This window comes from Mesorhizobium yinganensis, assembly GCF_040081985.1.
Taxonomy (GTDB): domain Bacteria; phylum Pseudomonadota; class Alphaproteobacteria; order Rhizobiales; family Rhizobiaceae; genus Kumtagia; species Kumtagia yinganensis.
Map to the genome: position 1 here is coordinate 392,472 of NZ_JBEBMH010000001.1, position 24,080 is coordinate 416,551.

Annotated in this window: 21 protein-coding genes; 7 read left to right on the forward strand and 14 right to left on the reverse strand. The window is 63.4% G+C overall.

Annotated features, from left to right (window positions below; all coding sequences use genetic code 11):
- Positions 1-22 precede the first annotated feature (22 nt).
- From ABMA59_RS01885 to ABMA59_RS01920, 8 genes are all read right to left on the reverse strand, one after another.
- Complete coding sequence (locus ABMA59_RS01885; RefSeq protein ID WP_349003593.1) at positions 23-1,312, reverse strand: TRAP transporter large permease; 1,290 nt, start codon at positions 1,310-1,312, stop codon at positions 23-25.
- A 1-nt stretch (position 1,313) separates the two neighbouring features.
- Positions 1,314-1,892, reverse strand: a complete 579-nt coding sequence (locus tag ABMA59_RS01890; RefSeq protein WP_349003594.1) for a TRAP transporter small permease subunit — start codon at positions 1,890-1,892, stop codon at positions 1,314-1,316.
- A 650-nt stretch (positions 1,893-2,542) separates the two neighbouring features.
- Complete coding sequence (locus ABMA59_RS01895) at positions 2,543-3,814, reverse strand: tyrosine-type recombinase/integrase (protein ID WP_349003595.1); 1,272 nt, start codon at positions 3,812-3,814, stop codon at positions 2,543-2,545.
- 368 nt (positions 3,815-4,182) lie between these two features.
- Positions 4,183-5,238, reverse strand: a complete 1,056-nt coding sequence (locus ABMA59_RS01900; RefSeq protein ID WP_349003596.1) for a thiamine pyrophosphate-dependent dehydrogenase E1 component subunit alpha — start codon at positions 5,236-5,238, stop codon at positions 4,183-4,185.
- Positions 5,235-6,236, reverse strand: a complete 1,002-nt coding sequence (locus ABMA59_RS01905; protein WP_349003922.1) for an alpha-ketoacid dehydrogenase subunit beta — start codon at positions 6,234-6,236, stop codon at positions 5,235-5,237. The genes ABMA59_RS01900 and ABMA59_RS01905 overlap by 4 nt, the downstream gene beginning before the upstream one ends.
- 63 nt (positions 6,237-6,299) lie before the next feature.
- Positions 6,300-6,776: a VOC family protein gene (locus tag ABMA59_RS01910; protein WP_349003597.1), complete on the reverse strand. Its 477-nt coding sequence runs from the start codon at positions 6,774-6,776 to the stop codon at positions 6,300-6,302.
- 101 nt (positions 6,777-6,877) lie between these two features.
- Positions 6,878-7,675, reverse strand: coding sequence for an SDR family NAD(P)-dependent oxidoreductase (locus ABMA59_RS01915; RefSeq protein ID WP_349003598.1), 798 nt, complete (start codon positions 7,673-7,675; stop codon positions 6,878-6,880).
- 29 nt (positions 7,676-7,704) lie between these two features.
- The gene (locus ABMA59_RS01920; protein WP_349003599.1) at positions 7,705-8,847 is read right to left on the reverse strand and encodes an enolase C-terminal domain-like protein; all 1,143 of its coding nucleotides are present in this window, start codon (positions 8,845-8,847) and stop codon (positions 7,705-7,707) included.
- Between the two features lie 164 nt (positions 8,848-9,011).
- Between ABMA59_RS01920 and ABMA59_RS01925 the strand changes: the two genes are divergently transcribed.
- The 7 genes from ABMA59_RS01925 (at position 9,012) to ABMA59_RS01955 (ending at position 16,718) form a co-directional block, all read left to right on the forward strand.
- Entirely contained in the window at positions 9,012-10,166 is a 1,155-nt protein-coding gene (locus ABMA59_RS01925; protein ID WP_349003600.1) for an ABC transporter ATP-binding protein, read from the forward strand.
- 100 nt (positions 10,167-10,266) lie between these two features.
- Positions 10,267-10,503: a biotin/lipoyl-containing protein gene (locus ABMA59_RS01930; RefSeq protein WP_349003601.1), complete on the forward strand. Its 237-nt coding sequence runs from the start codon at positions 10,267-10,269 to the stop codon at positions 10,501-10,503.
- 3 nt (positions 10,504-10,506) lie between these two features.
- Positions 10,507-10,998: a MaoC family dehydratase gene (locus ABMA59_RS01935; protein WP_349003602.1), complete on the forward strand. Its 492-nt coding sequence runs from the start codon at positions 10,507-10,509 to the stop codon at positions 10,996-10,998.
- Positions 10,998-12,146 carry a CaiB/BaiF CoA transferase family protein gene (locus ABMA59_RS01940; protein ID WP_349003603.1) on the forward strand — a complete coding sequence of 383 codons (1,149 nt, stop codon included), beginning with the start codon at positions 10,998-11,000 and terminating at the stop codon, positions 12,144-12,146. Before ABMA59_RS01935 ends, ABMA59_RS01940 begins: the two co-directional genes overlap by 1 nt.
- A 612-nt stretch (positions 12,147-12,758) precedes the next feature.
- Positions 12,759-13,622 carry a hypothetical protein gene (locus ABMA59_RS01945; RefSeq protein WP_349003604.1) on the forward strand — a complete coding sequence of 288 codons (864 nt, stop codon included), beginning with the start codon at positions 12,759-12,761 and terminating at the stop codon, positions 13,620-13,622.
- 188 nt (positions 13,623-13,810) lie between these two features.
- Positions 13,811-15,331, forward strand: a complete 1,521-nt coding sequence (locus ABMA59_RS01950) for a fumarate hydratase (RefSeq protein ID WP_349003605.1) — start codon at positions 13,811-13,813, stop codon at positions 15,329-15,331.
- A gap of 91 nt (positions 15,332-15,422) precedes the next feature.
- Positions 15,423-16,718, forward strand: a complete 1,296-nt coding sequence (locus tag ABMA59_RS01955) for a calcium-binding protein (protein WP_349003606.1) — start codon at positions 15,423-15,425, stop codon at positions 16,716-16,718.
- Positions 16,719-16,724: 6 nt separating this feature from the next.
- On the opposite strand, the gene ABMA59_RS01960 is transcribed toward ABMA59_RS01955, so the two are convergent.
- From ABMA59_RS01960 to ABMA59_RS01985, 6 genes are all read right to left on the reverse strand, one after another.
- Positions 16,725-17,726, reverse strand: coding sequence for an ABC transporter permease (locus ABMA59_RS01960; RefSeq protein WP_349003607.1), 1,002 nt, complete (start codon positions 17,724-17,726; stop codon positions 16,725-16,727).
- Positions 17,723-19,261 (reverse strand): sugar ABC transporter ATP-binding protein, encoded by a 1,539-nt coding sequence (locus tag ABMA59_RS01965; protein WP_349003608.1) that lies wholly within the window; start codon positions 19,259-19,261, stop codon positions 17,723-17,725. Before ABMA59_RS01965 ends, ABMA59_RS01960 begins: the two co-directional genes overlap by 4 nt.
- A 153-nt stretch (positions 19,262-19,414) precedes the next feature.
- On the reverse strand, positions 19,415-20,482 hold the full coding sequence (locus ABMA59_RS01970; protein ID WP_349003609.1) for a sugar ABC transporter substrate-binding protein: 1,068 nt from the start codon (positions 20,480-20,482) through the stop codon (positions 19,415-19,417).
- Positions 20,483-20,549: 67 nt separating this feature from the next.
- Positions 20,550-21,317 carry an SDR family NAD(P)-dependent oxidoreductase gene (locus ABMA59_RS01975; protein ID WP_349003610.1) on the reverse strand — a complete coding sequence of 256 codons (768 nt, stop codon included), beginning with the start codon at positions 21,315-21,317 and terminating at the stop codon, positions 20,550-20,552.
- A 216-nt stretch (positions 21,318-21,533) separates the two neighbouring features.
- On the reverse strand, positions 21,534-23,024 hold the full coding sequence (locus tag ABMA59_RS01980) for an ATP-binding cassette domain-containing protein (RefSeq protein ID WP_349003611.1): 1,491 nt from the start codon (positions 23,022-23,024) through the stop codon (positions 21,534-21,536).
- The gene (locus ABMA59_RS01985) at positions 23,021-24,067 is read right to left on the reverse strand and encodes an ABC transporter permease (protein WP_349003612.1); all 1,047 of its coding nucleotides are present in this window, start codon (positions 24,065-24,067) and stop codon (positions 23,021-23,023) included. Before ABMA59_RS01985 ends, ABMA59_RS01980 begins: the two co-directional genes overlap by 4 nt.
- Positions 24,068-24,080: the final 13 nt, after the last annotated feature.

The following is a 24,080-nucleotide window of genomic DNA, read 5'->3' on the forward strand; positions in this document are numbered from 1 at the left end:
GTCAAGTTTCTGCCCGCCGCGCTCAGCCGCGCATGAATGTGGGGAGCCAGGTGGCCATGGCAGGGAAGGCGGTGAGGATGGCGACCATCACGAGCATGACGATTACGAAAGGCAGCGATCCGCTCGCCACGTCGCGGAAACTGCCTTCGCCCCGGACGGACTGCACCACGAAGAGGTTCATGCCGATCGGCGGCGTGATCAGGGCCATTTCGATCAGGATCATGAAGATGACGCCGAACCAGAGCGGATCGTAGCCGATGGCCGTTATGATCGGCACGACGATGGGCGTGGTGGCGATCATCAGCGAGAGCGTCTCCATGAAACAGCCCAGCACCAGATAGATGATGACGATCGCCGTGAGGATGACGACGGGCGGAGCGTCGATCGCGCCGACCGCCGTCTTTATCTGTTCGGCCAGCCCGACGGACACCATCACGAAATTGAGCAACTGAGCCGCAAGCACGATCAGCATGACCATGCAGGTGGTTCGCATCGTCCGCTCGAAGGCCTTCATTAGCAGCGCGAATGTCAGCTTGCCGCGCATCGCGGTCATCGCCAGCGCGGCGATGAAGCCGAGCGCCGCTGCTTCAGTTGGCGTGGCGATGCCGAGATAAATCGAGCCGACCATGAGCAGGAACAGGAAAAGCGGCGGCAGCAACCCCGGCAGCGCCTCGAACCGCTCGCGCCACGTCGGCTTGTCTTCGATGCGGCCGCCCGCCGCCGGCTCCCAGAGGCATATGCCCAAAATGAGCAGCGAGAACAGGCCGGCGAGGACGAGGCCCGGGATCAGTCCGGCCAGATAGAGGCGCCCGATCGACACGTCTGCGAGCACCCCGTAGATGATCATGTTGATCGACGGCGGGATGAGGATGCCGAGCGTGCCGCCCGCCGCGATGGATCCCAGGAACAGCGGCGGCGAATAGCCTCCGGTCTTCATCTGCGGGATGGCGACGGTTCCGATCGTCGCCGCGGTCGCCACCGAAGACCCCGATGTCGCCGAGAAGAGGGCGCTCGACCCAATGATCGTGTGCAGAAGACCGCCGGGCACGACGCGCACCCAGCGGTCGATGGCGTTGAACATGCCGGCGGCGATGCCGGAATTGAGCAACAGTTCGCCGGTCAGGATGAACAGCGGCACCGCCACGAGCGCGAAACTGGTCGATCCGCCCCACAGCATCTCGCCGCTCGCCGGGAGCACGGGGAAGAAGGAGAAGAAATGGTCGAGGATGAGTGTGACGATGACGAGCACCGCCGCGACCGGCAGGCCGAGCGCGATCAGAATGAAAAGGACGAGTACGAGCGTCGGTATCATTTCAGGCCTCCCGATGCCGCGCTTCGGCGACCGCCTCTGCGACTTCCTCGTCCTGGCCGAAGCGGCCGATACGATCCGCCTCGGCGCTGCGGCCGTTCAGGAGATGCAGGCCGTGCTGGACCGTGAGCAGCACGCAGGTCAGGGCGAAGACGGCAAAACCGATAGCCCAGGCCATTTGCGGCGGTCCAAGCGGAAAGGCGAGGGCCGAACTCGACATGGTATGGCGCGAGAAGCTGGTCAGCGCGAGGCGGATCGACAGATAGGCGAGCAGCACGGCGAGCGCGGCAAGCGAAAGGAAGGCGACGAAGTCGAGCAGGCGCCGCAATGCCGGCGGGAAGACCGTCAGCATGATGTCGACGCGGATGTGGGCGCCGGACAGCGCGGTGTAGGACAGGCCGAGACTGATGGAAATGGCAAAGAGGTATGTGCTGAACTCGTAGGAATTGAGCACGGTCTGGCCGGAGAGGTTGCGCGTCACGACATCGATCGAAATGCCGATGGCGATCAGCACGACCATCGCGCCTCCAAGCCGCGCGAACAGCGATGACACCTGTTTTACCAGCCGGTCGACCGTCTCCACCCATGGTCCCCTTCACGATTGATATCTCAATAAGCCTGCTGGAGATGAAGGGTATCGAAATCTGCATTCGTATGCAATAGTTGATTTCGTCATGATCGTGGGGCGGGTATCCGCTGAGAGGACGACATTTTTATGGAAAAACAATATGATATGTGAAGAAGCCATGACCTGTACAGAAAGCGCCGGCTCGGCAGGAGAATTCGCATGCACTATCTTGATCGAGCGCCCGATGTCGGGGCTGATGGGGCCAAATTCTTGGTGAAAATGCCGGGTCACCTCCTAACGGAAATCAACAGCCGGATGCACCACGCCACAAATCGCAGCGATCACCGATCACTCACTAAAGACGGTGACGACGATCCTCGACAAGTATCTCGCACGCACGCGCGTCCTGGCCAGCGAGGCTGTCAGTCCGTTCGAGAACGCAAAGAGCACAAAGTTTGCAAACCAAACGTGGCACAGGTCGCTAGGCGCAATGCTTAAGCATTGAAATAAATGGCGCACCCGAAGATTCGAACTTCTTCTTCCATTCGTAGTCTAGAGAATTGAAAGGCATGCGAGATGCGTTGTTTCCCGCGGGTCCGACATGAAGCGGTCGGCCCTTTTGAATGTCTCGAGTGTCGCAGGAGGCTGTGTGCAGTTGCGCACATTCAAGCGCGAGCTGCACGTAAACGCATGACGTTGTCTTTCCCCTCGATAATCGCCATCAACCGAGCGGCCCAAAGGTCTAACGCAGCTCTCTTTTCTTTGTCGTAGGTATATCGAGCGTATACGCGACTGGTGATGCTGCCTTTGGTCACCGTGGCATGATTCAGGACATGACCGATGACGAAGGGCGAGACCCCTAACTCCTCCATGTGTGTCGCCGCGGAACGGCGGAGGTCGTGGCATGTCCAGCGCGCTATGCCCAGTACGGTTTCGCTTCCCGCCGCGCCCACCTTGCGCTTTCCGATGGCCTGCGCCACCGCGGCCGGCGTTAAAGAGCCTAGTGTGCGCACTCCAGGAAAAACGTAAGGCGACCTTGTACGCCGTTTTCGGTCGGTTAGTGCGTCCGCTGCCGCCAATTGCTCTCGAATTATTCCTAAGGCCATTGCTGAGAGCGGTACGACATGCTCGCGACCGTTCTTTGCTCGGTTCGCGGGGATCGTCCAAACAGCCTTGTCCAAGGAGATCTCGTCGAGGGTCATGCCGGACACTTCACCTACTCTCTGACCCGTGACGAGGCAAAGCTTGATCGCCCGGCCAGTCGAACGCCAGAATCCTGCGGTATCCAGTTCAGGCCACATAGTCCTTATTTCATTCGCGGTCAAAACTCGATCACGCTCAACTGTCTCAGTCGGCTTCCTCATTCCCTCAGTTAGATTTTGATCCAGGTCGCCGCGAGCGCGTGCCCACTTAATCATGGAGCGCATGTCTTCGAAAATTCGGTTGGCCTCGACATGCGCACCTCGATCCTTCGCCGCGTCAATGCAACGTGTAAGGTCGCGGCGATGTAGGTCCGCGAGCTTAATGGAGCCAATCAGTTCCTTGACATTCCTCCGGAGCCGCCGCGCTATAGCTTTTCCAGACCGCTTAGTTGAAGCGTGTCGATCGATATAGTTCTCGACGAGCTCAGCGACGGTTTGCGACGCCAGAAGCGCCCGCTTTCCAGCGATAGGATCTTGGCCTTCACCCAAATTTCCCCGTGCCAACCGGGCCTTCTCGCGCGCCTTGGCTAGCTTCATTTCGGGATAGCGCCCGAGCTTCATCCTTGCCCGCTTCCCGTCAATCGGTTTTGTGTAATTGAGATTAAAGGCCTTGGTACCTGCGGGCGAGACCCTTAGCGACAGACCCCTCACGATGGTGTCGAAATAATCTTTTTGCGATCCGTCTGCCGACTTTACAGCGGCGCAAAACTTGTCGGTAAGTTCGACAGTCGGCATGAATTTGACATCCGAGCATTCGATAATAGGTACGGAAATAGGTACGCCATACCTTGCGCTTTGTCGATACTCATTGCGACGTGCTGCAACTCTGCGAATGGCAAAGGAACTTAATTTTCAATGGTTTCAATGTCCAACGCTGTGTTGACGAGTCGCACGGTGTCTCTTAATGAAGCCTCTCATAACCGCTTGGTTGGGGGTTCGAGTCCCTCCGGGCCCACCAAAATCGTTGGATTTCAGCGACATAGCACCGGAATTTCTGCAAAGGCGGCCGATCGAGAGTTTTGTCGGTGAGCAGCCCGAGCCGCAGGGCAAAGCGCGCCGGATCGAACGAGATGGTCGACCCGGCGCGTCCTGGGGAAGTCAATTCAGTGCGCGTGCTTGCCGGCGCGGTCGTCCCAGAAGGTCATGCGGCGGTCACCGCCTGGGCCCGCCGCGCTGACATGCGACAGGATCTCGATCATCTCGGGCTGCGGCGCTGCGAGTACCTCTTCCGTCGCGCCCTCGACCTCGGCTTTCATCTGTGTGCGCAGCGCATCGACACCGCCCGCATCCAGCGCGCCTTCGCCGACCAGTTTGTCGGCGAAAAGGTTGATCGGATCGCGCTTCAGCCATTTGTCGAGTTCGCCCGGCAGGCGGTATGTCGCCGGATCGGAGCGCGAATGGCCGGAGTAGCGGTAGGTCTTCATCTCGATCAGTGACGGCCCTTCGCCGGCCCGCGCGCGGGCAACAGCCGTTTCCATTGCTTCGGCGACCGCGTCGACGTCCTGGCCGTCGACGATGACGCCTGGCATGGCGTAGCTGGTGGCGCGGATGGCGATGTCCTCGATCGGCGTCGTCAGGTTGATGCGGCTGTATTCGCCGTAGAGATTGTTCTCGCAGACGAAGACCACCGGCAGCTTCTGGATCGCTGCGAAATTCAGCGATTCATGGAAGGCGCCGATATTGGCCGAACCGTCGCCGAAGATCGCCACGGCGACGCGGTCGGTGCCGCGTGCCTTGGCGGCGATGGCCGCGCCGCAGGCGATCGGCAGGCCGGCGCCGATGATGGCCGCCGTCGGCATCAGCCCGACCGTCGGCTCGACGAGATGCATGGAGCCCCCGAGGCCGCCGGCGCAGCCGATGGTGCGGCCACAGATTTCACCCAGCACGCCCTGCGGCGTCGCGCCCAACGCCAGAGCATGGCTGTGGCCGCGATAGGTGCAGGTGACGATGTCGTCGGGGTCTATGCTGCGGGCGATGCCGACCGCGACCGCTTCCTGGCCATTGGCGAGGTGGGTCGAGCCTCTGACATAACCGTCCGAGAACAGTTTCTGGATACGCTCCTCGACGAAGCGGATTTCCATCATGCGTTTCAGCTGCTCGACACGGTCGTCCAGAGCCTCGCGGCGGGCGATCGGCGTGTTCGAATTCTTGGCACTCATGATGCTTTCCTCCACCACGGTTCCGGGATGCGGTTCTTGGCAACGAGCGACGCCGTCTGCGCGGCGACGTAGTCGGGGCTGGGCAAATAGCGCGCCTCGAGTTCGCCATTATAGGGGACAGGCGCGTCGGGCAGGGTGATGCGCAACGGCGGCGCCTTCAACTCGCCGAACAATTCGGTCGAGACGGTCGCCGCGATGTCGGCGCCCCACCCGCTGCCGGCCGTGGCTTCCTCGACCGTGACGAGGCGGCCGGTCTTGCGCACCGAGTTCAAGATGGTCTCGCGATCCCACGGCCATATGGTCAGAAGGTCGATGACCTCGGCGTCGAGCCCGTCCTGCTCGGCCGCCTTCTTCGCCACGCGCACCATCTGGCCGCAGGCGACGATGGTCGCGTCCGTGCCTTGTCGCACCACCTCGGCCTTGCCCAGTGGAATGCGGAACGTGTCGGCCTCGTCGAAATCATCGCGCTCGCCGTAGAGGATGCGCGGCTCCAGCACGACCACCGGATCGGGGTCCTCGATGGCCGAGCGCAGCAGGCCATAGACCGAGCGCGAACCCGAGGCGACACAGATTTTCAGGCCCGGCGTGCCGCGGAACCAGTGGTCGAGCATCTGCGAGTGCTGGCAGCCGAAACCCTGGCCGGCGCCGGCGGAGGCGCGCACCACCAGCGGCGTCGTCAGCCGGCCGCGCGACAGGTAGCGCATCGTTGCGGCCTGCGTCGTCAACTGGTCGAGCGCCACGCCGATGAACTCGATGAACATCATCTCGACCACCGGCTTCATGCCGCACACGGCGGCACCCACCGCCGCGCCCATGAAGGCCATTTCGGAGATCGGCGTGTCGATCACCCGCTGCGGCCCGTGGATTTCCAGAAGTCCTTCGGTGACCTTGAACGGCCCGCCGGCGGCGGCGATATCCTCGCCCATCATGATGACGGTGGGGTCCTCGCGAAGCGCGTCGTCGAGTGCCTTCATCACCGCCTGACGCATACGCATCATGGCCACTTCAACACCTCCCTGCTGCTGGCCCGGCCTGCGTCGAGGCCGGCTGATTAGGCCGCGTCAAGCGGCCGGTTTGTAGTCTCCGAACCCTGTCGCCGTCTGGATCAGCTCTACCCTAAAGCCGTCCGGATCGATCAGATACACCGCCCGGCCGCCCTTGTTCGGACCGATCGTCGGCGTCACTGGAGGAGATACGCTTTTTACCCCAGCCTCGGCAAGCCGTTTGTGAAACGTTTCCAAATCATCGACGGTAAAGGCTATGTGACCGTTGCCGATATTGGCGTTTGCCATGTCAACGCGGTCCTGCGGCACGTTCCGGTATTCGAGAAGCTCCAGAAACGTTTCCGTTCCTGGCACGCGCAGGATGGCGCCATGCAGGTCGACATCGGGATAACCGACCAGTTCGCCGATATAGGCGGCCTTCGGATTCCACTTGAAGACAAGCTCAAGCCCGAGCAGGTCACGATAGAAGGCGATTGACCGCTCCAGCGACGTGACCGTGAAGCCGGTGTGGTGTCCCTTGGTGATCTTGGCCATGGTGGTCCTGTTTCTCGGGGCAGTCGGCAGTCGGCAGTCGCAAAGCTCGAAGACCTCGTTTTCCTACTGCCGACTGCCTATTGCCGACTGCCCCTCTATCATCACTGCGTCATGTACCCGTCGTCGCACATGACGATGTGGCCGGTCACGAGTTCGGACGCATCGCTGGCGAGGAAGATTGCCGTGCCGACCAGTTCGCGCGGCAGGCCGAGGCGAGGGCGCAGCATGCGTGCCTTGATCCAGTCGGCGGTGATCGAGGTTTTTTGGCCTGCCGCCTTGGTCAGCGGCGATTCCATCAGCGTCGGGCCGATGCCGTTCACGCGCACGCCGCGGTCGCGCCATTCCAGCGCCAGCGCCTTGGTCACCTGCAGCACGCCCCCCTTGGACGCCAGATAGGCGCTGGCCCATGGGTATGCAGTGAAGGAACCGATCGATGCAATGTTGATGATCGAGCCCTTGCCCTGCTTGAGCATTTTGCCGCCAAAGGCTTGGCAGCAGAAATACGTGCCCTTGAGGTTCAGATCGAGGATGAAGTTGAATTTTTCCTCCGGAAACTCTTCCGCCGGACTGCGGAAGGCCGAGCCGGCGCTGTTCACCAATATATCGACGTGACCATGGGAGGCCGCGACCTTGTCGGCCAGCGCGAAGCAGGCGGCCCGGTCGGTCACGTCGAGTTTTTCGATCTCGGCCTTGCCGCCCTGTTCCAGGATCGTGGCGCGCGTCGCCTCCATGCCGTCAACGTTGATGTCGGCCAGCACGACGTCGACGCCGACCTGCGCGTAACCGATCGCCATGGCCGCGCCCAGCCCGCTGCCGGCGCCGGTGACCACCGCGACACGGCCCTCCAGGTCGAACAGGGTTTTCGCGTAGTTGGCAGGTACGGAAGGTTCGTCCGTCATGGTTTTCCGATCGATCGTTTTAACAACTTTTAGTCCTGCAAAATGTGGTCGGGGTCCTGATGCGGCTGGCTCAGGCACCACTCCTTGTCGATCATCTTGCCGAATCCCGGCCCCTGCGGCAGGGGCTTCATCAACCCGCTCCCGTCCTGCATGATTTCCGGCTGCGCCAGCGCATCGTCATAGGGATGCACGCCCGTCCAAGGCACGCCCCACTCGACCGGCTTGTCGTCGAAACCCCAGGCGCTGAACACCTGGCTGTGGGTGTGCGGGAACATATGCGGGCAGAAATCGACCCCCGCCGCCAGGCATTCGTCGATGACGGCGCGACCGCCGGTGATGCCGCCCATGCAGGTGAGATCGACGCGCACGCGATCCACCGACTTCGCCATGATCAGCGCCTCGGGGAAGTACGAGCCGCCCTGTTCGTCACCAAACCAGATCGGCATTGGCACGCGCTTGCGCAGCTCGGCGAGCTTGCCGGCGTTGCCGGGCGGGAAAATGTCCTCGATGCAGCCCATATCGAGCTCGGCGAGCGTGTTGGCGTAGGCCGCGGCTTCGTCGACGGTCTTGAACATCCAGACCAGATCGGTGCCGAGCCAGGCGTCGGGCGCCGCGTCGCGCGCCGCCTTCAGCCGCGCCTTCGAGATCTCCCAGGTCGCCCCCATCGGCGCCTTGAAGCGCCGCCAGCCGTTCGCATAAAACGCCGCCGTCTGCGCGCCGGTCTTTTCCGGCGGCATGATCGCAGGCGGATAGCCGATGATGCAGGTCGCCGGCATCGGCTTCACCTGTCCGCCCAAAAACTCGGCGATCGACTTGTCGGCGATCTTGGCCGCGGCGTCCCAGCAGGCGAGGTCGACGATGGAAAGGGCGCGAAGCCCCACCCCGGCGCTATGCGAGCCGTAGGTGCGTCCCTTGGTCGTCCTGTATGTCGCCTCGCGGTCGGCGATGTCGGTGCCGACATAGACCGGGGCGATGCTCTTGCGGATCTGCTCGGCAACGGCTCCGTCGCGCGTCAGCGTGAATGCCCAGCCCTCATGCCCAGTCGACGTACGCACGCGCACGGTGGCGAATTCGCGGATCTTCATGACCCAGTCGCCGAAGACGACCGGGGCCGGAAGCTGCGCCTGGATGCTCGCGACCTGGACGTCCTTGATGATGGCCGACTGCGCCATTGAAACGTTTCCCCATTGTCCTTTTGGTCGCGACGTTACGAGCCGCCTGCCGACTAGTCAACCGATTGATTGCGCAAAGTCAAACGATTGACAAGAGGGATTCTGCTGTCTAGGACTCGGCTCATGGTTGGGCCAGAGCGGCTATTCATCGGGCAGTGGAGCGGATGGGGTCGATAAGCCTCAGGGACTTGAGCAAGACGTATGGCGGGGGCGCGATCGCCGCCGTCAAATCCGTCAATCTCGAGATCGAGGACGGCGAATTCGTCGTCTTCGTCGGTCCGTCCGGCTGCGGAAAATCGACGCTGCTGAGGATGATTGCCGGGCTGGAAAAGATCAGCGGCGGCACCGTCGCGATCAACGGCAGAGTTGTGAATGAGGTCGCCTCGCGCAACCGCGACATCGCCATGGTGTTCCAGAACTACGCGCTCTATCCGACCATGACGGTGCGCCAGAACATCGCCTTCGCGCTCGAACTCAGAAAATTCCCGCAGGCGGCCATCGACGAACGCGTCAACGAGGCGGCGCGCATCCTCGACCTGAAAGAACTGCTCGACCGCAAGCCCGGTCAGCTTTCCGGCGGCCAGCGCCAGCGCGTCGCTATGGGCCGCGCCATCGTTCGCCACCCGCAAGCCTTCCTGCTAGACGAACCGCTCTCCAACCTCGACGCAAAACTGCGCGTGCAGCTCCGCGCCGAGCTCGGCCGTCTGCACCAGCGGCTCGGCGTCACCACCATCCATGTCACCCACGACCAGGTCGAGGCGATGACTTTGGGCAGCCGCGTCGCCGTGTTCTCGCGCGGCACGCTGCAGCAATACGATACGCCGCAGAAACTCTACGACGCACCAAAAAACCTGTTCGTGGCCGGCTTTATCGGCAGCCCGGCGATGAATTTTCTGGAAGGCACGCCGGCCGCCGATGGCCTTGTGCGAGTCGGCTCGGCCGAAATGCGGCTGCGTGCTCCGTTGACCGGCAAGCAATCCGGGCTGGTGATCGTCGGCGTCCGGCCGGAGCACCTGAGTTGGAGGCCGCGCGAGGAAGCAACCCCGGGCGCGCTCGCCGGGACGGTCGATCTCGTCGAGACCATCGAGCCCGAAGCCTATGTGACGATCGCGCTGGACGATCCCGCGGCACGTGTCCGGCGGGCGGATGAGCCGGCGGCGAACGGGATGGCGAGCGACGCAACGGCCGGCTCCGCGGTTCAACGCATCCAGATGCGCGTCTCGGCGCGCGCCGCGCCCGCGCTCGGACAGAAGGTGGCGCTGGTTGCCGATCCCGACCGCATAAGACTGTTCGATGCGTCGAGCGGAGCGGCATTGTGATGTCGACGCGGCCTGTTTTTTCTCTTATCGGAAGGGGGCGAGGCTGCCCCAGGGCGGGCAGCCGTCCGGAACTGGAAACGTTTCAAAGGAAAGGCAGCCTATGCGTTCGACCCTGAAGATGCCGAAAGTCGGCGACGCCGCCAACGAGGTGGTGATCATGGAATTGCTGGTGAAGGTGGGCGACGCGGTCGCCGAGGGCCAGAACCTGTTCGTCGTCGAGACCGACAAGGCGCAATTGGAAGTTCCAGCTCCCTTCGCCGGCACCGTGCGCGACATCCTGATCAAGGTGGGCGACGAGGTGCCGACCGGCGCGCCGACGCTGGTTCTGGAGGGCTGACGCATGCCCCGAGTCCACGATGCACGGCAAGAACATTTCGGCCTGTATCTGGACGAATACGAGGCTGGCGACGTGTTCCGGCACTGGCCGGGACACACGGTGACGGAGGCGGAGGATCATCTGTTCTGCCTGCTGACCCACTCCGCCAGTTCCATCCACACCGACCGCCACTATGGCGAGCACGAGACCGCGTTCGGGCGCAACGTCGTCGTCGGCACCTATGTCTATTCGCTGCTGGCCGGCATGAGCGTGCGCGACATATCCGGCCGCGCCATCGCCAATCTCGGCGTCCACGAACTAAAACATCTCGCGCCGCTCTTCCACGGCGACACGCTCTACGGCGTCACCGAAGTACTCTCCACCAGGCCGTCGAAATCGCGGCCGGGGCAGGGGGTGCTGACGGTGCGCACCGACGGTTTCAAACAGGACGAAACGAAGGTCTGTACCTTCACGCGGTCGGTGCTTTTGCCGATGCGTCCTGCCGGGGAGGCGTGATGGACGCGACAGAAGGCCCGCTCGCCGGGATTAAAGTCATCGAACTTGCCACGGTCGTGGCGGGGCCGGGCAGCGGCCGCTACCTCGCCGATTTCGGCGCGGAGGTGATCAAGGTCGAGTCGCCCAGCGGCGACCCGACGCGCCGCATGGGCTGGACCGGCCCGGGCGAAAAGGACGCCTATTTCTGGAAGCTGGTCAACCGCAACAAGCAGGTGGTGTCGCTCGACCTCAAGTCGGAGCAGGGCAAGGCCGACCTCTGGGGGCTGCTGACCGACGCGAATGTGCTGATCGAAAACATGCGGCCCGGCAAGCTGGAAGCGCTGGGATTTTCGCCCGAGGCGCTGCACGCGAAAAACCCAAAACTGGTCATCCTGCGCGTCAGCGGGTTCGGCCAGGACGGCCCCTATGCGCAGCATCCGGGTTTTGCCACCATCGCCGAGGCGCTTTCCGGTTTCGCCGGCCTGCTCGGCGAGGCCGACGGGCCGCCGCTGCTGCCGCCGATCGCGCTGACCGACGAGGTGACGGCGCTCGGCGGCGCCTTCGCCACGCTGGTTGCGGTGCGCCATGCCGAGCGCACGGGCGAGGGGCAGGTGGTGGACGTCAACCTCTTGCAGTCCATGTTCCAGATCATGGGGCCGCTGGTCTCGGCCTACGCGCATATGGGCTATCTTCAGCCGCGCCTTGGCTCCGGCATCCCGTATACCGTGCCGCGCGGCACCTATCGCTGCGCCGACGGTATATGGGTCGCGGTCTCCAGTTCGTCCGACAGCATCGCGCGGCGGGTGCTCGATCTCGTCGGCCTCTCCGGCGACGAACGGTTCTCTTCGTTCCAGGCGCGCAGCGCCAACCGCGAGGCGCTGGAGGAATTGATCAGCGCTTGGATCGCCCAACGGCCCTACGAGGCGGTGCTTGCCGAATTTCGCCGTGTCGACGCGGCCATCGCCAAGGTGCTCGACATGCGCGACATCTTTGCCGACCCGCATTTCCAGGCGCGCAAGATGATTACCGAGGTCGACGGCGTGGTCATGCAGAACATGCTGGCGAACCTGTCGAAGACGCCCGGCCGGCTTCGCCATGCCGGAAAGCCGTTCGGCGCGGACAATGAGGCGGTGCTCGGGCCGCTGCACGAGACAGACGCCGTGGGTTAGCGTCGGATTTCACTCCTGGAGTCATCGCTGGCGGCGCAGGGCCGACAGCATTCAATCTTCCTGCAAGCGCCGAAATCGGCGCCGCTGCCCGCTTCTCTCCTTCTCCCTGTCTCCAGACCTGGGCTATCGCATGTGAGCATAATCCGCTTCGGTCCGGCTTCGCCGGCTCGTTTCGGCATCACCCCCTTGTATCTGCACGAGAGTGATTTTGTGCGATTGCAGCGACTGAACCTCGAACCGGATGGCCATCCGGTTCGAGGTTCAGTCGCTGCAATCGCACAAAATCACTCTCGTGCAGATACAAGGGGGTGATGCCTCCGCGTCTCGCCGCAGGCGAGGCGGGGAGGATTGTTGTCAAATCAACACCATATGCGCTCGCCCTCGTCTCCGGACGGGGAGAATATGCCGGCAGGCGCATGAGGGCCGGTGCCGATAGTCAAGGGCAGGCGCCCAGAGCAACCCATTGGAACGACAAGGAAAATCGCGCAGCAAGCGCCGTGCGAACACCGCCCTTCCGGCTTCCGCCAGAGTTATTTTTCGCGGAACTTATCCCCCTCCGTCCCGCCTGCGCGACAATTGCCGTCGCCCGTGCTGGAAAGGAGGCGGGTGGCGATGGACTGGACGCTGGCGGTCGACAGGCACCTTGAGGCGCTGAGGCGCGTCGTCATCATGCTCGTCGCCATGGCCGGCATGAGCGTCGAGGCCACGCCGGTTGCCGAAGATCAGTCTCTGTTCGCACGAAAAGGCGCTGCGGCGCGAAAAAGAGCGCTGGCGGAGAGAAGCAGACTGTCCCCGGCATTTACCCTGCCGCGCTATCTCTACCGCGCGGTGCTGAAACTGCTGCGTCCGGCCGAGGCGGCGGCGCGGCGCCTGATCATCGTCGCGGCGCGCGGGCTGGTCCTGCCGCCGCCGCGTTTGCGGGAGCCGAAGCCGAAAAGCCCGGAGCCGATGCTGCGCGGGTTCGGAATTGCCGTCACCATGTCGCGTGAGCAGATCAGGCGGGCCGCGGCGGCCAGGCGGGCGGCCGAACTCCGCGCCGCCCGGCCGCAGAAACTCAGCCTGCCGCTGTTCGATCCGCTGAAACCGTGGAGTGTGCGCCCATGGCCGGTCGCTGCCGATGGATCGGGCGTGCCGTTCCGCCGCCTGCCTGCCGGCGATGCCGTCGATGCGACGCGGCTCGCCCTGCGGCTGCGGGCGCTGGCGGCCGCATTGAACGATCTGCCGGGCCAGGCAAGACGGTTCGCCCGCTGGCGGGCGCGCAACGAGGCCATGATTGCCCGAGACAAGCAACGCCGCGAGGCGGGAAACGCGCGATCCAGGAGAGCCGGCAAGGCGGCCCGCTTCCGCCGGATCTGGCCACTGAAACCCGGCTGGCCGCCGGGCTGGCGCAAAAAACCCACCCACGACATTCACGAAGTGCTGAACGACGTCCACGGCCTCGCCTTCGACGTCCTCCAGCGCCCCGACACGTCATGACGCCCCAGCCTTGCCCGACACCACGAGCCGGGGATCGGCGGCCAGCGCGAAAAGTTTCGCGGTCTGGAGGGGATGTTGCGTTGCCCGAACCTCCGCGCGCCGGTTGGCGAACCGAAACAAACCGGCTTAGATTGACCGGGAACAATTACGCTCCAATCTGGTGAGCGTCCCAGGACTCCAAGACGCTCATGGCACTTCCCGTCACCATCCTCGGCAGCGACATCGGCAAGACCGTCGCCGGCGCGCTGCAATACATCTCCTGCTATCATCCGCCGGATTACATCCGGCATCTCGCCGCCGCCTATGAGCGCGAGGAAAGTCTTGCGGCGAAGAACGCGATTGCGCAAATCCTCGTCAATTCGCGCATGGCGGCCTTCGGCAAAAGGCCGATCTGCCAGGACACGGGGCTGGTCGTCGTCTTCGCCAAGATCGGCATGGATGTGCGCATCGAGGCCGCAGAAAGCTTCGCCGACCTGGTCAATGCGGGCGTGCGCGCGGCCTATCTGGATGAGGAAAACCCGCTGCGGCCCTCCATGGTTGCCGACCCGCTGTTCTCGCGGGTCAACACGCGTGACAACACGCCGGCGATCACCCATGTCGAACTGGTGCCGGGCAGGACCATCGAACTGACCGTCGCGGCCAAGGGCGGCGGCTCGGAAAACAAGGCGCGTTTCGTCACGCTCAATCCGGCCGCCTCTGTCGTCGATTGGGTGGTGAAGACCATGGAAGGTTTGGGCAGCGGCTGGTGTCCGCCTGGCATGATCGGCATCGGCGTCGGCGGCGATGCCGAAAAGGCGATGCTGCTGGCCAAGGAGGTTCTGAACGACAAGATCGACATGCTCGATTTGCTGCGGCGCGGCCCGGCCAATGCGCTTGAGGAAATGCGCGTCGAAATTTACGAGAAGGTCAACGCCCTGGGAATCGGCGCGCAGGGCCTTGGCGGTCTGACCTCGGTGGTCGACGTGAAGATCGCAACCTATCCGTCCCATGCGGCCTCAAAACCGGTGGCGCTCATCCCGCAATGCGCGGCCAACCGGCATATCAAGCTGGTGCTCGACGGCAGCGGCCCGGCCTTCGCCGCTCCGCCCGACATCAATGACTGGCCCGAGATTTTTCTGGAGGAAGCCGGCGGCGCGACGCGGCGGGTCGATCTCGATTCGCTGACGCGGGACGAGGCCGCCACCTGGCACGCCGGCGAGACGCTGCTGCTTTCCGGCCGCCTGCTCACCGGGCGCGACGCCGCGCACAAGCGCATCGCCCAGTTGCTGGAGCGTGGGGAACCTCTGCCGGTCGATCTCAACGGCCGCGTTATCTATTATGTCGGGCCAGTCAAAGCGGTGCGCGACGAAGTGGTCGGCCCGGCCGGCCCGACGACCTCCACCCGTATGGACGATTTTGCCGATCTCGTTTTGCGCGAGACGGGCTTGCTCGGCATGATCGGCAAGGCGGAGCGCGGCCCGGCGGCGATCGAGGCGATCCGCAAATACCGGGCGCCCTACATGATCGCCGTCGGCGGCGCGGCCTATCTCATCTCGCAATCGATCAAGTCGGCGCGCGTGCTCGCCTTCGAGGACCTCGGCATGGAGGCGATCCACGAATTCGAGGTCAAGGACATGCCGGTGACGGTCGCCGTCGACGTGACGGGGGAGTCGGTGCATGCCAGCGGACCGAAAATGTGGCGGAGGGTGACTGCCGACGCGGCAAGTTGAATTGCTTGGAAGTCTTTGCGGCATGGCCTACCCTGCCGATGAAGACCTTGCTTGCGATCGGTTCAGCTTTCAAAAAGTCGGAGGTTCAACAATGCCCACCAAAATCATCTATCAGGATCGGGTCGGCACAGGCATCCAGGAGACTCTGCTTGCCGGCGAAGATGTCTATGTCGCCGGCGGGATCACTGTCGGCTCTACCGAAAACGAGGCAATCGCCGGAACAACGGATGACCATGAGTATACGATCGATGGCTACGTGTTCGGCGACTACATGGGCATTCTCAACAACAACGATCTCAGCCGCAACAACCATGTCGTCGTCGGAGAAACCGGAACGGTCAGCGCGAGCTTCCATAGCGGCGTCTATCTGAGCGGCGGCGAGCACACCGTCGCCAATTTTGGCGAGATTCGCGGCAGCACCGGCATCACCATGTACACGACGTCTACCGACGGCGGCCAATCGAAGATCGTCAATCACGGCCTGATCTATGGTGATCACACCGGGATCGGGCGGCAGAACTCCGACGTCCGCGAGACTTTGGTCGTGCTGAACTACGGCACGATCTCCGGCGGTTCGGAAAGCTACTCCTATTCGGCCGGCGATTCGGTCGAGCGCATCATCAACAAGGGCCTGATGATCGGCGACGTATGGCTCGGCGACAATGACGACACCTATGATGGCCGGCTGGGGACGCTCGATGGCATCGTCATGGCTGGAACCGGCAACGATCGCGTCTATGGGGGAGCGCAGGACGATCAGTTTTTCGGTCAGGACGGCAACGACACACTCATGGGTGGGGCCGGTGCGGACGAACTCAACGGCGGCAGCGGCAGCGACCGGGCATCCTACGCTTCGGCCGCCGCGGGCCTGGTCGTCAGCCTCGCCAATCCGACGATTAACACCGGCGATGCCTTCGGCGATGTCTTCGTTTCGATCGAATACCTGTCCGGATCGAACTACAATGATTCGGTATTCGGCAATTCGTCCAAGAACGCGCTCAATGGCGGCGCCGGCGACGACATCATCAAGGGTTACGGGGGCAACGATTCGTTGACCGGCTATAGCGGGGCCGACATCTTCATCTTCAACTCGGCACTCAGCGCATCGACCAATGTCGACACGATCACCGACTTCAACGTGGCCGACGATACGATCCAGATCGACAATGCTTATTTCACCGGGCTTGCGACCGGCAAGCTGGCAGCATCGGCCTTCGCGGCCAACTCGACGGGCCTCGCCGCCGATGCCAGCGACCGGATCATCTACGAGTTCGACACAGGCCGGATTTTTTTCGACGCGGATGGCAATGGCGCCGGAGCGCGGATTCAGTTCGCGACGGTCGCCGTCGGTCTCGGGCTGACCGCCGCGGATTTCGTGGTCATTTGAGGCCGACTAATCGGCGCGAGCCGCCCGCTCGGCCCGCCGCGCGCGCTGGTATTTGATGAACTGGTCGAGCGTGACGGCGAGCACGATGACGGCACCGGTGACGAAGGTCGACCAGGTGGCGTCGATGCCGAAGAAGATCAGGCCGCTCGAAATCACCTGGATGATCATCATGCCGACAACGGCTCCGACGATTGTGCCGTGGCCGCCCGACAGCGGCGTGCCGCCGATGATGACGGCCGCGATCACCACGAGCACGAAATCAGAACCTTCCTGCGGGTCGATGGCCCCGCGGAAGCCGACATACATCACCCCCGACAGGCCGCACAGCGCGCCCATCATCACCAACGTCTGCAATCTTACCTTGCCGGTCGGAATGCCGGCGAAGCGCGCCGCCTCCGGGTTGCTGCCGACCGCCTGCACACGATAGCCGAAGCGCGTGCGATGCAGCACGAAATGCATGACCACCGCGAGCACCACGAAGACGAGGGCCGCCACCGGCAGCACGCCGAACAGCTTTGTCGAGATGATGCTGAAGAAATTGCTCGACGTGTCCGACGGCACGATGGCGCGGCCCTGGTTGGCGACCAGCGAGGCGCCCTGGAACATCGAATAGGTGCCGAGCGTGACGATGACGGCGGGCAGCCGCAGGCCGACGACGAGCGCGCCATTCACGAAACCCAGGCCGGCGCCGAAGATAACGCCGGCAAATGCCGCGAGCCAGGGGTTCAGCCCGGCGACCATGAGGATCGCGGCAAAGACGGCGGAAAAATTGAACATCCAGCCGACCGACAGGTCGATCTCGCGGATCGCGAGCAGAAACACCATGCCCAGCGCCAGCATGCCCAAAAACGTCGTGTTGCCGAGCAGGGCGAACAGGTTGATCGGGTTGAGAAAACGCGGCCGCGCCACGCCGACGATCACCATCATGGCGACGAGTGCTGCGATCACGCCGATCTCGTCGGGCAAGGTGAAGCGGCGGCGGGCCGGCGTTGTGGAAGTTTCGCTCATGGGGCGGCCTTGGCGTTCTTGGCGTTGAGGTCGCCGGTGTTGATCAGGCGCAGAAGCGCGGGGTTATCGGTTTCGCCACCCTTGACCTCGCCGACCAGCCTGCCCTGGTAGATCACGAGGATGCGGTCGCACAGCCCGATCAGTTCGGGCAGTTCGGTCGAACTGAACAGTACGATGCCGCCGTTGGCCGACATTTCGCGGATTAGCCCGTAGATCTCGCGTTTGGCCCCGACGTCGACGCCTCGGGTCGGATCGTCGAGCAGAAAAACGTCCGGTCCGATCTCCAGCCACTTGCCGATCACGACCTTCTGCTGGTTGCCGCCGGAGAGCGAATTGGCGAGCGACCAAGCCGAGCCGGCCTTGATGCGCAGCGCGTCGATCTGGCGGCGCGCGCGCGTGAACGCCTCCTGCGGCAGGTACCAGACGGGACCATCGCCGCGCGCGCCGACGAAGACGTTGGATATGTTGAAGAGTATGGACTTGTCGAGCATCAGCCCGTTCTTGCGCCTGTCGGCGGGGACCAGGCAGACACGCCGTTTCGCGGCCTCGGTCGTGTTCTTCGGGAGACCCCTGCCGTCCGGAAAGGTGACGCTGCCGCTGCGCGCCTGATGGAAACCGAAGAGGATTTCGAGGATGTCGGTGACGCCCGACCCTTCGAGACCGGCAAGCCCAACCACTTCGCCGGAGCGCGCCGAGAAGGAAATGTGCTCCAGCCTTCCTCCCGACAGATCGGAAACTTCGATCCGCCGTTCGGCCACGCCGGGTTTTGGGGGCAGGGGCGGTGGAAACAACGCTTCGCGCTGGCGGCCGATCATCGCCTCGATCACTTCGGGGATGGTCAATTCGGCCGTGTCCTTTGTCATCACGTCGCGGCCGTTGCGGGTCACGGTGATGCGGTCGGTTATCGAAAACACCTCTTCCAGCCGATGCGAGACATAGAGCATGGTGATGCCGCGCTCTCTCAGTCCCTGCAGGACCGAGAACAGCCGTTCCGTCTCGCGTCGGTTCAGCGCCGAGTTCGGTTCGTCGAGGATGAGCAGGCGCGGCTCTTCAAGCAGAACCCGGCAAAGCTCGACCAGCTGCCTTTCGCCGATCGACAGGCGGCTGAGCGGCGCGCGCACGTCGACGTGAAGACCGAGCCGGTCGAGCATGGCGCGGCTTTCGTCCTCCATCGCCTTCAGCGAGATCAGCCCGCCGCGCGTCGGCTCGCGGTTTACGAAAAGGTTGGCGAGCACCGAGCGTTCGGGGAAAAGGCTGAGTTCCTGATAGACGATGCCGATGCCCTGGCGGTGTGCGGCGCGCGGGCTGCCCAACGTCACCGGTGCATCCTCGATAAAAATCTCGCCGCTGTCGGCGTGGACCGCGCCGGCCAGGACCTTCATCAGTGTCGACTTGCCCGCGCCGTTCTCCCCGACGACGGCATGGATGGTGCCGCGCTCGACCTCGATGTTCATATCGGCCAGCGCCACAACGCCGCCGTAGCGTTTGGTAAGATGACGGACCGAGATCAAAGGTATTGACGTACTGGCGCTCACGTTTCCGCGTTCCTTACTGGACATCGGAACGCCTCGTCCCAGCTTGGCGGGAATGTTGACCGAATGAAGCGGTCGATATGAGACGCCAGCCGACAACTAATAATGCGGAAGGCGGTCTTGCGACCGCCTTCCAACGACTTCTGAAAAAAATCCTCACTCCGATTCAGCCGCGATCGGCTGCGGGGCGGCACCCAGCAGTTCGGCCGTCAGCGATTTTGTCCATGGCGCGTAATAGGTGGCCGTCGCCGCCGGGTCGGCGGCGAGCTTTTCCGCTTCCTCGAAGGTGATCTTCGGCAGGCCGTTCGCCATATCGACGCCCTCGGACGTCACGATCTGTGACCCGGAATTGTAGAAGCCGGGCTGCAGGGCGACGCCGTTGCGGATCGAGTTCACCAAGAGCGCGATCGGCAGGTAGCCCTGTACGAAGGCGCTCTGGCCGATCGTCACATAGGCGTGGCCCTCCTTGATCGCCTTCAGGTTGAGTTCGGTCAGGTCGTATCCGCCGGCCACGAACTTGTCGCCGTTGGCCGCATTGAGCTTTCCTAGGCTGGTCACGTCCGGCGCGCAGAGCCCGATGAGCGCAACAGCATCCGGGTTGGCGGCGTAAAGCTGCTCCCAGCGATTATAATTGTCGACCGCCGAGACTTTTACGTCGAATGGGCCGAGCACGTTCAGGCCGGATGCGGCTTTGAGTGACTCCTGGACGCCCTTGGCGCGGTTCTCCAGCACCGGGAAGCCAGGGAAACAATTGCCGATAATGACGGTGCCCTTGGCCGATGCTCCGCCCAGTTTGTCGACGATCATCTTGCCGAGGATGCGGCCGCTTTCCACCGACTTTTCGCCAACATAGGGTGCCTTTACGCCCTGGCTCAGCAGGTTGTACTGAACGATCGGTACACCCGAGCCGATCAGCTCGTTCAGCGCGCCCGCCATGGATTCGCCGGGAACGGACGTCGCGACGCCCTTGGCGCCGGCATTGGCGAAATTCTGGACCAGCTTCAACTGGCCTTCGGGGGCGCCGCCTGCCTGTTGCGCGACGGTCAGCGTCACGCCCAAATCCTTCGCGGCGGCCTGCGCGCCGTCGATGATCTGCTGGATGAAGGGGTCGCCCTGCGAATGGGTGACGAAACCGACCGTTTCGTCGGCCGCCCAGACAGCGGTGCTGACGATGAGAGCGGCGGCTGTTGCCGCCAGTCTTGCCGTGATTGTCTTCAAGCTCATTAGAATCTCCTCCCGAGATTTTCGTTGTGAACTTCTCATTGCCGCGACGCCGACGGCGAGGCGGATGTCAGATGGCGGTCAAGCCGCCATCGACGAACATGAAAGAACCGGTCATGTAGGATGCGTCGTCGGACGCCAGGAACGCCACCGCGCCAGCGATCTCCTCCGGCTCCGCGCCGCGCTTCAGCGGAATGTTCTGAATCTGCCATTCATAGACTTTCGGGTCGGCGACCAGTTCGCGCACGATCGGCGTCAGCGTGAAACCTGGCACCACGACGTTGACGCGGATTCCCTCCGGGGCATGATCGACCGCCATCACCCTCGACAGGCCGTGCACCCCGCCCTTTGACGAGCCATAGGCGATGTTGGCCGGCGTGCAGCCCGACATGCCGGTCGGCGAGCCGGTGAGCACGACCGCGCCCTTGCCGGCGGTTCTTTTGATAGCAGCGACACCGTGCTTGCAGGCCAGATACATGCCGGTGAGATTGACGCCGACGATCTCGTCCCAGACCTCCTTGGGCAGCGCATCGACCTTGCGGTCGCGCTCGCCGGAAAAGATGCCGGCATTGGAAACCAGAATATCGAGCCTTCCAAACGCCTCGACAATTTTGGCAAAGGCCGCCTCGACAGCAGGCTCATCACTGACATCGACTTTGATGGCGATCGCCTCGCCACCAGCGCCGTTGATCATCGCCGCCGTCTTCTCGGCGCTTTCGACCTTCCAGTCGAGAACGGTAACCTTGCAACCCTCCTCGCCAAGGCGGATGGCAGCCGCCTGACCGATGCCGGAACCGGCGCCGGTGATGGCCGCGACCTTTCCTTTCAACCCGCGCATCGCTCCTCCCCAGCTCGCCGCGGCGCTGTCGCGCGGAGAGCGGACCGGCGTAGCTTGCCGGCCTATTTATGGGATAATAACGTTTCCATTCTTCTCGTCAAGCAATGCGAAGTGGGTACTATCATCGTTGATTTTAAAAGATTTCTTGCCCGGAAATCGGTTCCATCGTCCATAGGCCTTCTCGGGACCGGTGGCTGATCGCGCCATCCTTGCAGTTCAGGCGGCCTTTGCCGTTCGCCCGTGCGCTTCCAGGCGGGTAATGTCGGTGGCGAGCTGCTCGACATGATCGTAGGAAGCTAGCGAAAGCGGCGGCGACAGCCGGCCGTCGGACACGACATAGGCGGTGTCGGCGACCTCGAATATCTCCAGCACTTCCGTGCAGAATATAACCACCGCCTTGCCGCTCGCAGCATAGTCGCGCAGCAGGCGATAGATCTCTGCCTTGGAGTGGTTGTCGACGCCGCGCGTCGGCTCCTCCAGCACAAGCAGTTCGGGCGAGCAATGCAGCGCCTGGGCAATCGCGACCTTCTGCTGGTTGCCGCCGGACAGCGAGCGGATCGGCTGGCCGATCGAGCCGGTCTTGACGAGGAAGCGCTTCACGGCGGCTTGCGCCAGCGTCTTCATCCTTCCCCGCTTCAACGCAAGGCTGGGCCAGGCGATCTCGGGTATGCCTAGGCGCACCAGCAGATTGTCGCCGACGGAAAAGTTCGAATAGAGGCTGAGCGCACGGGTGGCGGGCACGTAAGAGCGCAGGCGGCGCAGGCCGAAGTCGTCGGTGTCGCCCAGCCTCGCGGCGCCGGTTGTGCGCTCCAGCCCGGCGAACGAGCGCAGAAGCTCGCGCGCACCGGAGCCTTCCACCCCCATGAGCGCGACGATCTCGCCGCCGTGCGCATCGAAGCTGATATTCTTGAAAGCCGTGGCATGCGACAAGTCGCGCACCGAAAACAGCGCTTTGCCCGCCTGCTTGCCGGAACCCCGGCTGTTCGCCGATGCTGCCTGCGCACTCTCGGTGACGAGTTGACGCGCCAGCCCGTCCTCGGTCAGCGCATCGCCGGAAAGGATCGTGCGAACGCGGCCGTCGCGCACCACCGCGACCCGAGCACAATGCGAAACAAGGTCGTTGAGGCGATGGGTGATCAGCACCACCATGCGGCCGGATGTTGCCAGCTTATCCATCTCGCGGAAAAGTTCGTCGGATTCTTCAGCCGTCAATGCCGAGTTCGGCTCGTCGAACAGGAAGACGCGGGCGTCCCGCGCCACGGCCCGCGCGATCTCGGTGCGCTGCTGGGTGGCCAGCGAGCAATCGGCGAGCGCCGCATCCCGCCATGGCGTGAGGCCAAGCGCGTCCATCACGGCTGCATCGGCAGCGCCAAGTTTAGGCCAGGTCCTCGACGTTCCCTCGCGGCCGGCCATGACATTCTGCGCGACCGTCAGGTTCGGGAAAAGCTGCGGCTCCTGATGAACCACTGCCACCGCATGCCAGTCGTCGGTCGGCGACCAGGGTTTGCCGTCGAAGGCCAGCGTACCCGCGCTGGGCTTTTCCTCGCCGCCGATGATGCGCACCAGTGTCGACTTGCCGGCGCCGTTCGGCCCGGCGATGCCAAGAATTTCGCCCGGCTTGATGTCGAGATCGACGCCGTTCAGCGCGACCGTGTTGCCATAGTGCTTGCTGACACCGCGCAGGCTGATGCCGCTTGACGCGTTCATGCCGCGCGCCTCTTGCGCAGCGAGGTCAGGAACAGGTCGAGCGAGACCGCGCCGATGGTGACCGCGCCGAGGAATATCTGCTGGACGTGCGGGCCGGGCGAGAGCAGGGCGAGGCCGATCTGCAATTCGGCGAGCAGCAGCGCGCCGCCCAGCGTGCCGATGACCGTGCCCTTGCCGCCGGACAGGCTGGCGCCGCCGATAATGACCGCCGCGAATACCGGAAAAGTCTGCGACAGGCCGATGTCGGGCTGGCTGGTCTGGATGAAGGAGAAGTCGAGGATGCCGGCAATCGCCGCCAGCACGGAGCAGAGGATGAAGGCGGTGACCTTGTAGCGCTTGACCGGCAGGCGCGCGAGCTTGCCGGCTTCCGGGTTGCCGCCGATCGCCATCAGCCGGAAGCCGAACAGTGAACGATGCAGTAGGAAGCCGACCACAAGCGCGATGCCGATCATCCAGAAGACTTCGATCGACAGGCGGTATTGGCCGATGCTCTGGGTGAGGCCGATGAAAAAATCCAGCTCGCCTTGCGGCATTTCCGCGTCCGGCGGCGGATAATTGGGATTGAAGGTAGAGGTGTTGGTGATCCAGAGCGACAGGCCGTAGAGCAGGTTGTAGCTGCCCAGCGTCACGATGAAGGACGGTATCTTGAAGCTGGTCACCATCAGCCCATTGAACAGGCCGACGAGTACGCCGACGCCTATGGCGATCGGAATCGCCAGGTAGACCGAAACGCCCATGACGATCCAGACGACGGCAAGCGTGTTGGCCGCAAGGCCGTACATGGCGCCGAAAGACAAGTCGATTTCGCCGACCACGATGACGAGGGTCAGGCCGAGCGCCATGATAGCAACCGAACTCATCGCACGCAGCACCGAGACGCCGAGGACCGGATTGGCGAAGTTCGGATTGATGAAGATGAAGATCAGCGCGACGAGGATGACGGCCAGGAAAAGTCCTCCCAGCCGCAGCACCACGTCGAGCGTGGCTTTTCCGACACCCGTGGCGGGCCGCGTCGCGGCGGTCTGCGTCGTGTCGGTTGTCATCAAGAACCTCGAA

What these genes read in the sequence shown, in the direction of transcription:
- ABMA59_RS01885 (WP_349003593.1), bottom strand. Translation starts at nt 1,312, where the DNA reads ATGATACCGACGCTCGTACTCGTCCTTTTCATTCTGATCGCGCTCGGC.
- ABMA59_RS01895 (WP_349003595.1), bottom strand. Translation starts at nt 3,814, where the DNA reads ATGCCGACTGTCGAACTTACCGACAAGTTTTGCGCCGCTGTAAAGTCG.
- ABMA59_RS01900 (WP_349003596.1), bottom strand. Translation starts at nt 5,238, where the DNA reads ATGAGTGCCAAGAATTCGAACACGCCGATCGCCCGCCGCGAGGCTCTG.
- ABMA59_RS01905 (WP_349003922.1), bottom strand. Translation starts at nt 6,236, where the DNA reads ATGATGCGTATGCGTCAGGCGGTGATGAAGGCACTCGACGACGCGCTT.
- ABMA59_RS01910 (WP_349003597.1), bottom strand. Translation starts at nt 6,776, where the DNA reads ATGGCCAAGATCACCAAGGGACACCACACCGGCTTCACGGTCACGTCG.
- ABMA59_RS01915 (WP_349003598.1), bottom strand. Translation starts at nt 7,675, where the DNA reads ATGACGGACGAACCTTCCGTACCTGCCAACTACGCGAAAACCCTGTTC.
- ABMA59_RS01920 (WP_349003599.1), bottom strand. Translation starts at nt 8,847, where the DNA reads ATGGCGCAGTCGGCCATCATCAAGGACGTCCAGGTCGCGAGCATCCAG.
- ABMA59_RS01925 (WP_349003600.1), top strand. Translation starts at nt 9,012, where the DNA reads ATGGGGTCGATAAGCCTCAGGGACTTGAGCAAGACGTATGGCGGGGGC.
- ABMA59_RS01930 (WP_349003601.1), top strand. Translation starts at nt 10,267, where the DNA reads ATGCGTTCGACCCTGAAGATGCCGAAAGTCGGCGACGCCGCCAACGAG.
- ABMA59_RS01935 (WP_349003602.1), top strand. Translation starts at nt 10,507, where the DNA reads ATGCCCCGAGTCCACGATGCACGGCAAGAACATTTCGGCCTGTATCTG.
- ABMA59_RS01940 (WP_349003603.1), top strand. Translation starts at nt 10,998, where the DNA reads ATGGACGCGACAGAAGGCCCGCTCGCCGGGATTAAAGTCATCGAACTT.
- ABMA59_RS01945 (WP_349003604.1), top strand. Translation starts at nt 12,759, where the DNA reads ATGGACTGGACGCTGGCGGTCGACAGGCACCTTGAGGCGCTGAGGCGC.
- ABMA59_RS01950 (WP_349003605.1), top strand. Translation starts at nt 13,811, where the DNA reads ATGGCACTTCCCGTCACCATCCTCGGCAGCGACATCGGCAAGACCGTC.
- ABMA59_RS01955 (WP_349003606.1), top strand. Translation starts at nt 15,423, where the DNA reads ATGCCCACCAAAATCATCTATCAGGATCGGGTCGGCACAGGCATCCAG.
- ABMA59_RS01960 (WP_349003607.1), bottom strand. Translation starts at nt 17,726, where the DNA reads ATGAGCGAAACTTCCACAACGCCGGCCCGCCGCCGCTTCACCTTGCCC.
- ABMA59_RS01970 (WP_349003609.1), bottom strand. Translation starts at nt 20,482, where the DNA reads ATGAGCTTGAAGACAATCACGGCAAGACTGGCGGCAACAGCCGCCGCT.
- ABMA59_RS01975 (WP_349003610.1), bottom strand. Translation starts at nt 21,317, where the DNA reads ATGCGCGGGTTGAAAGGAAAGGTCGCGGCCATCACCGGCGCCGGTTCC.
- ABMA59_RS01980 (WP_349003611.1), bottom strand. Translation starts at nt 23,024, where the DNA reads ATGAACGCGTCAAGCGGCATCAGCCTGCGCGGTGTCAGCAAGCACTAT.
- ABMA59_RS01985 (WP_349003612.1), bottom strand. Translation starts at nt 24,067, where the DNA reads ATGACAACCGACACGACGCAGACCGCCGCGACGCGGCCCGCCACGGGT.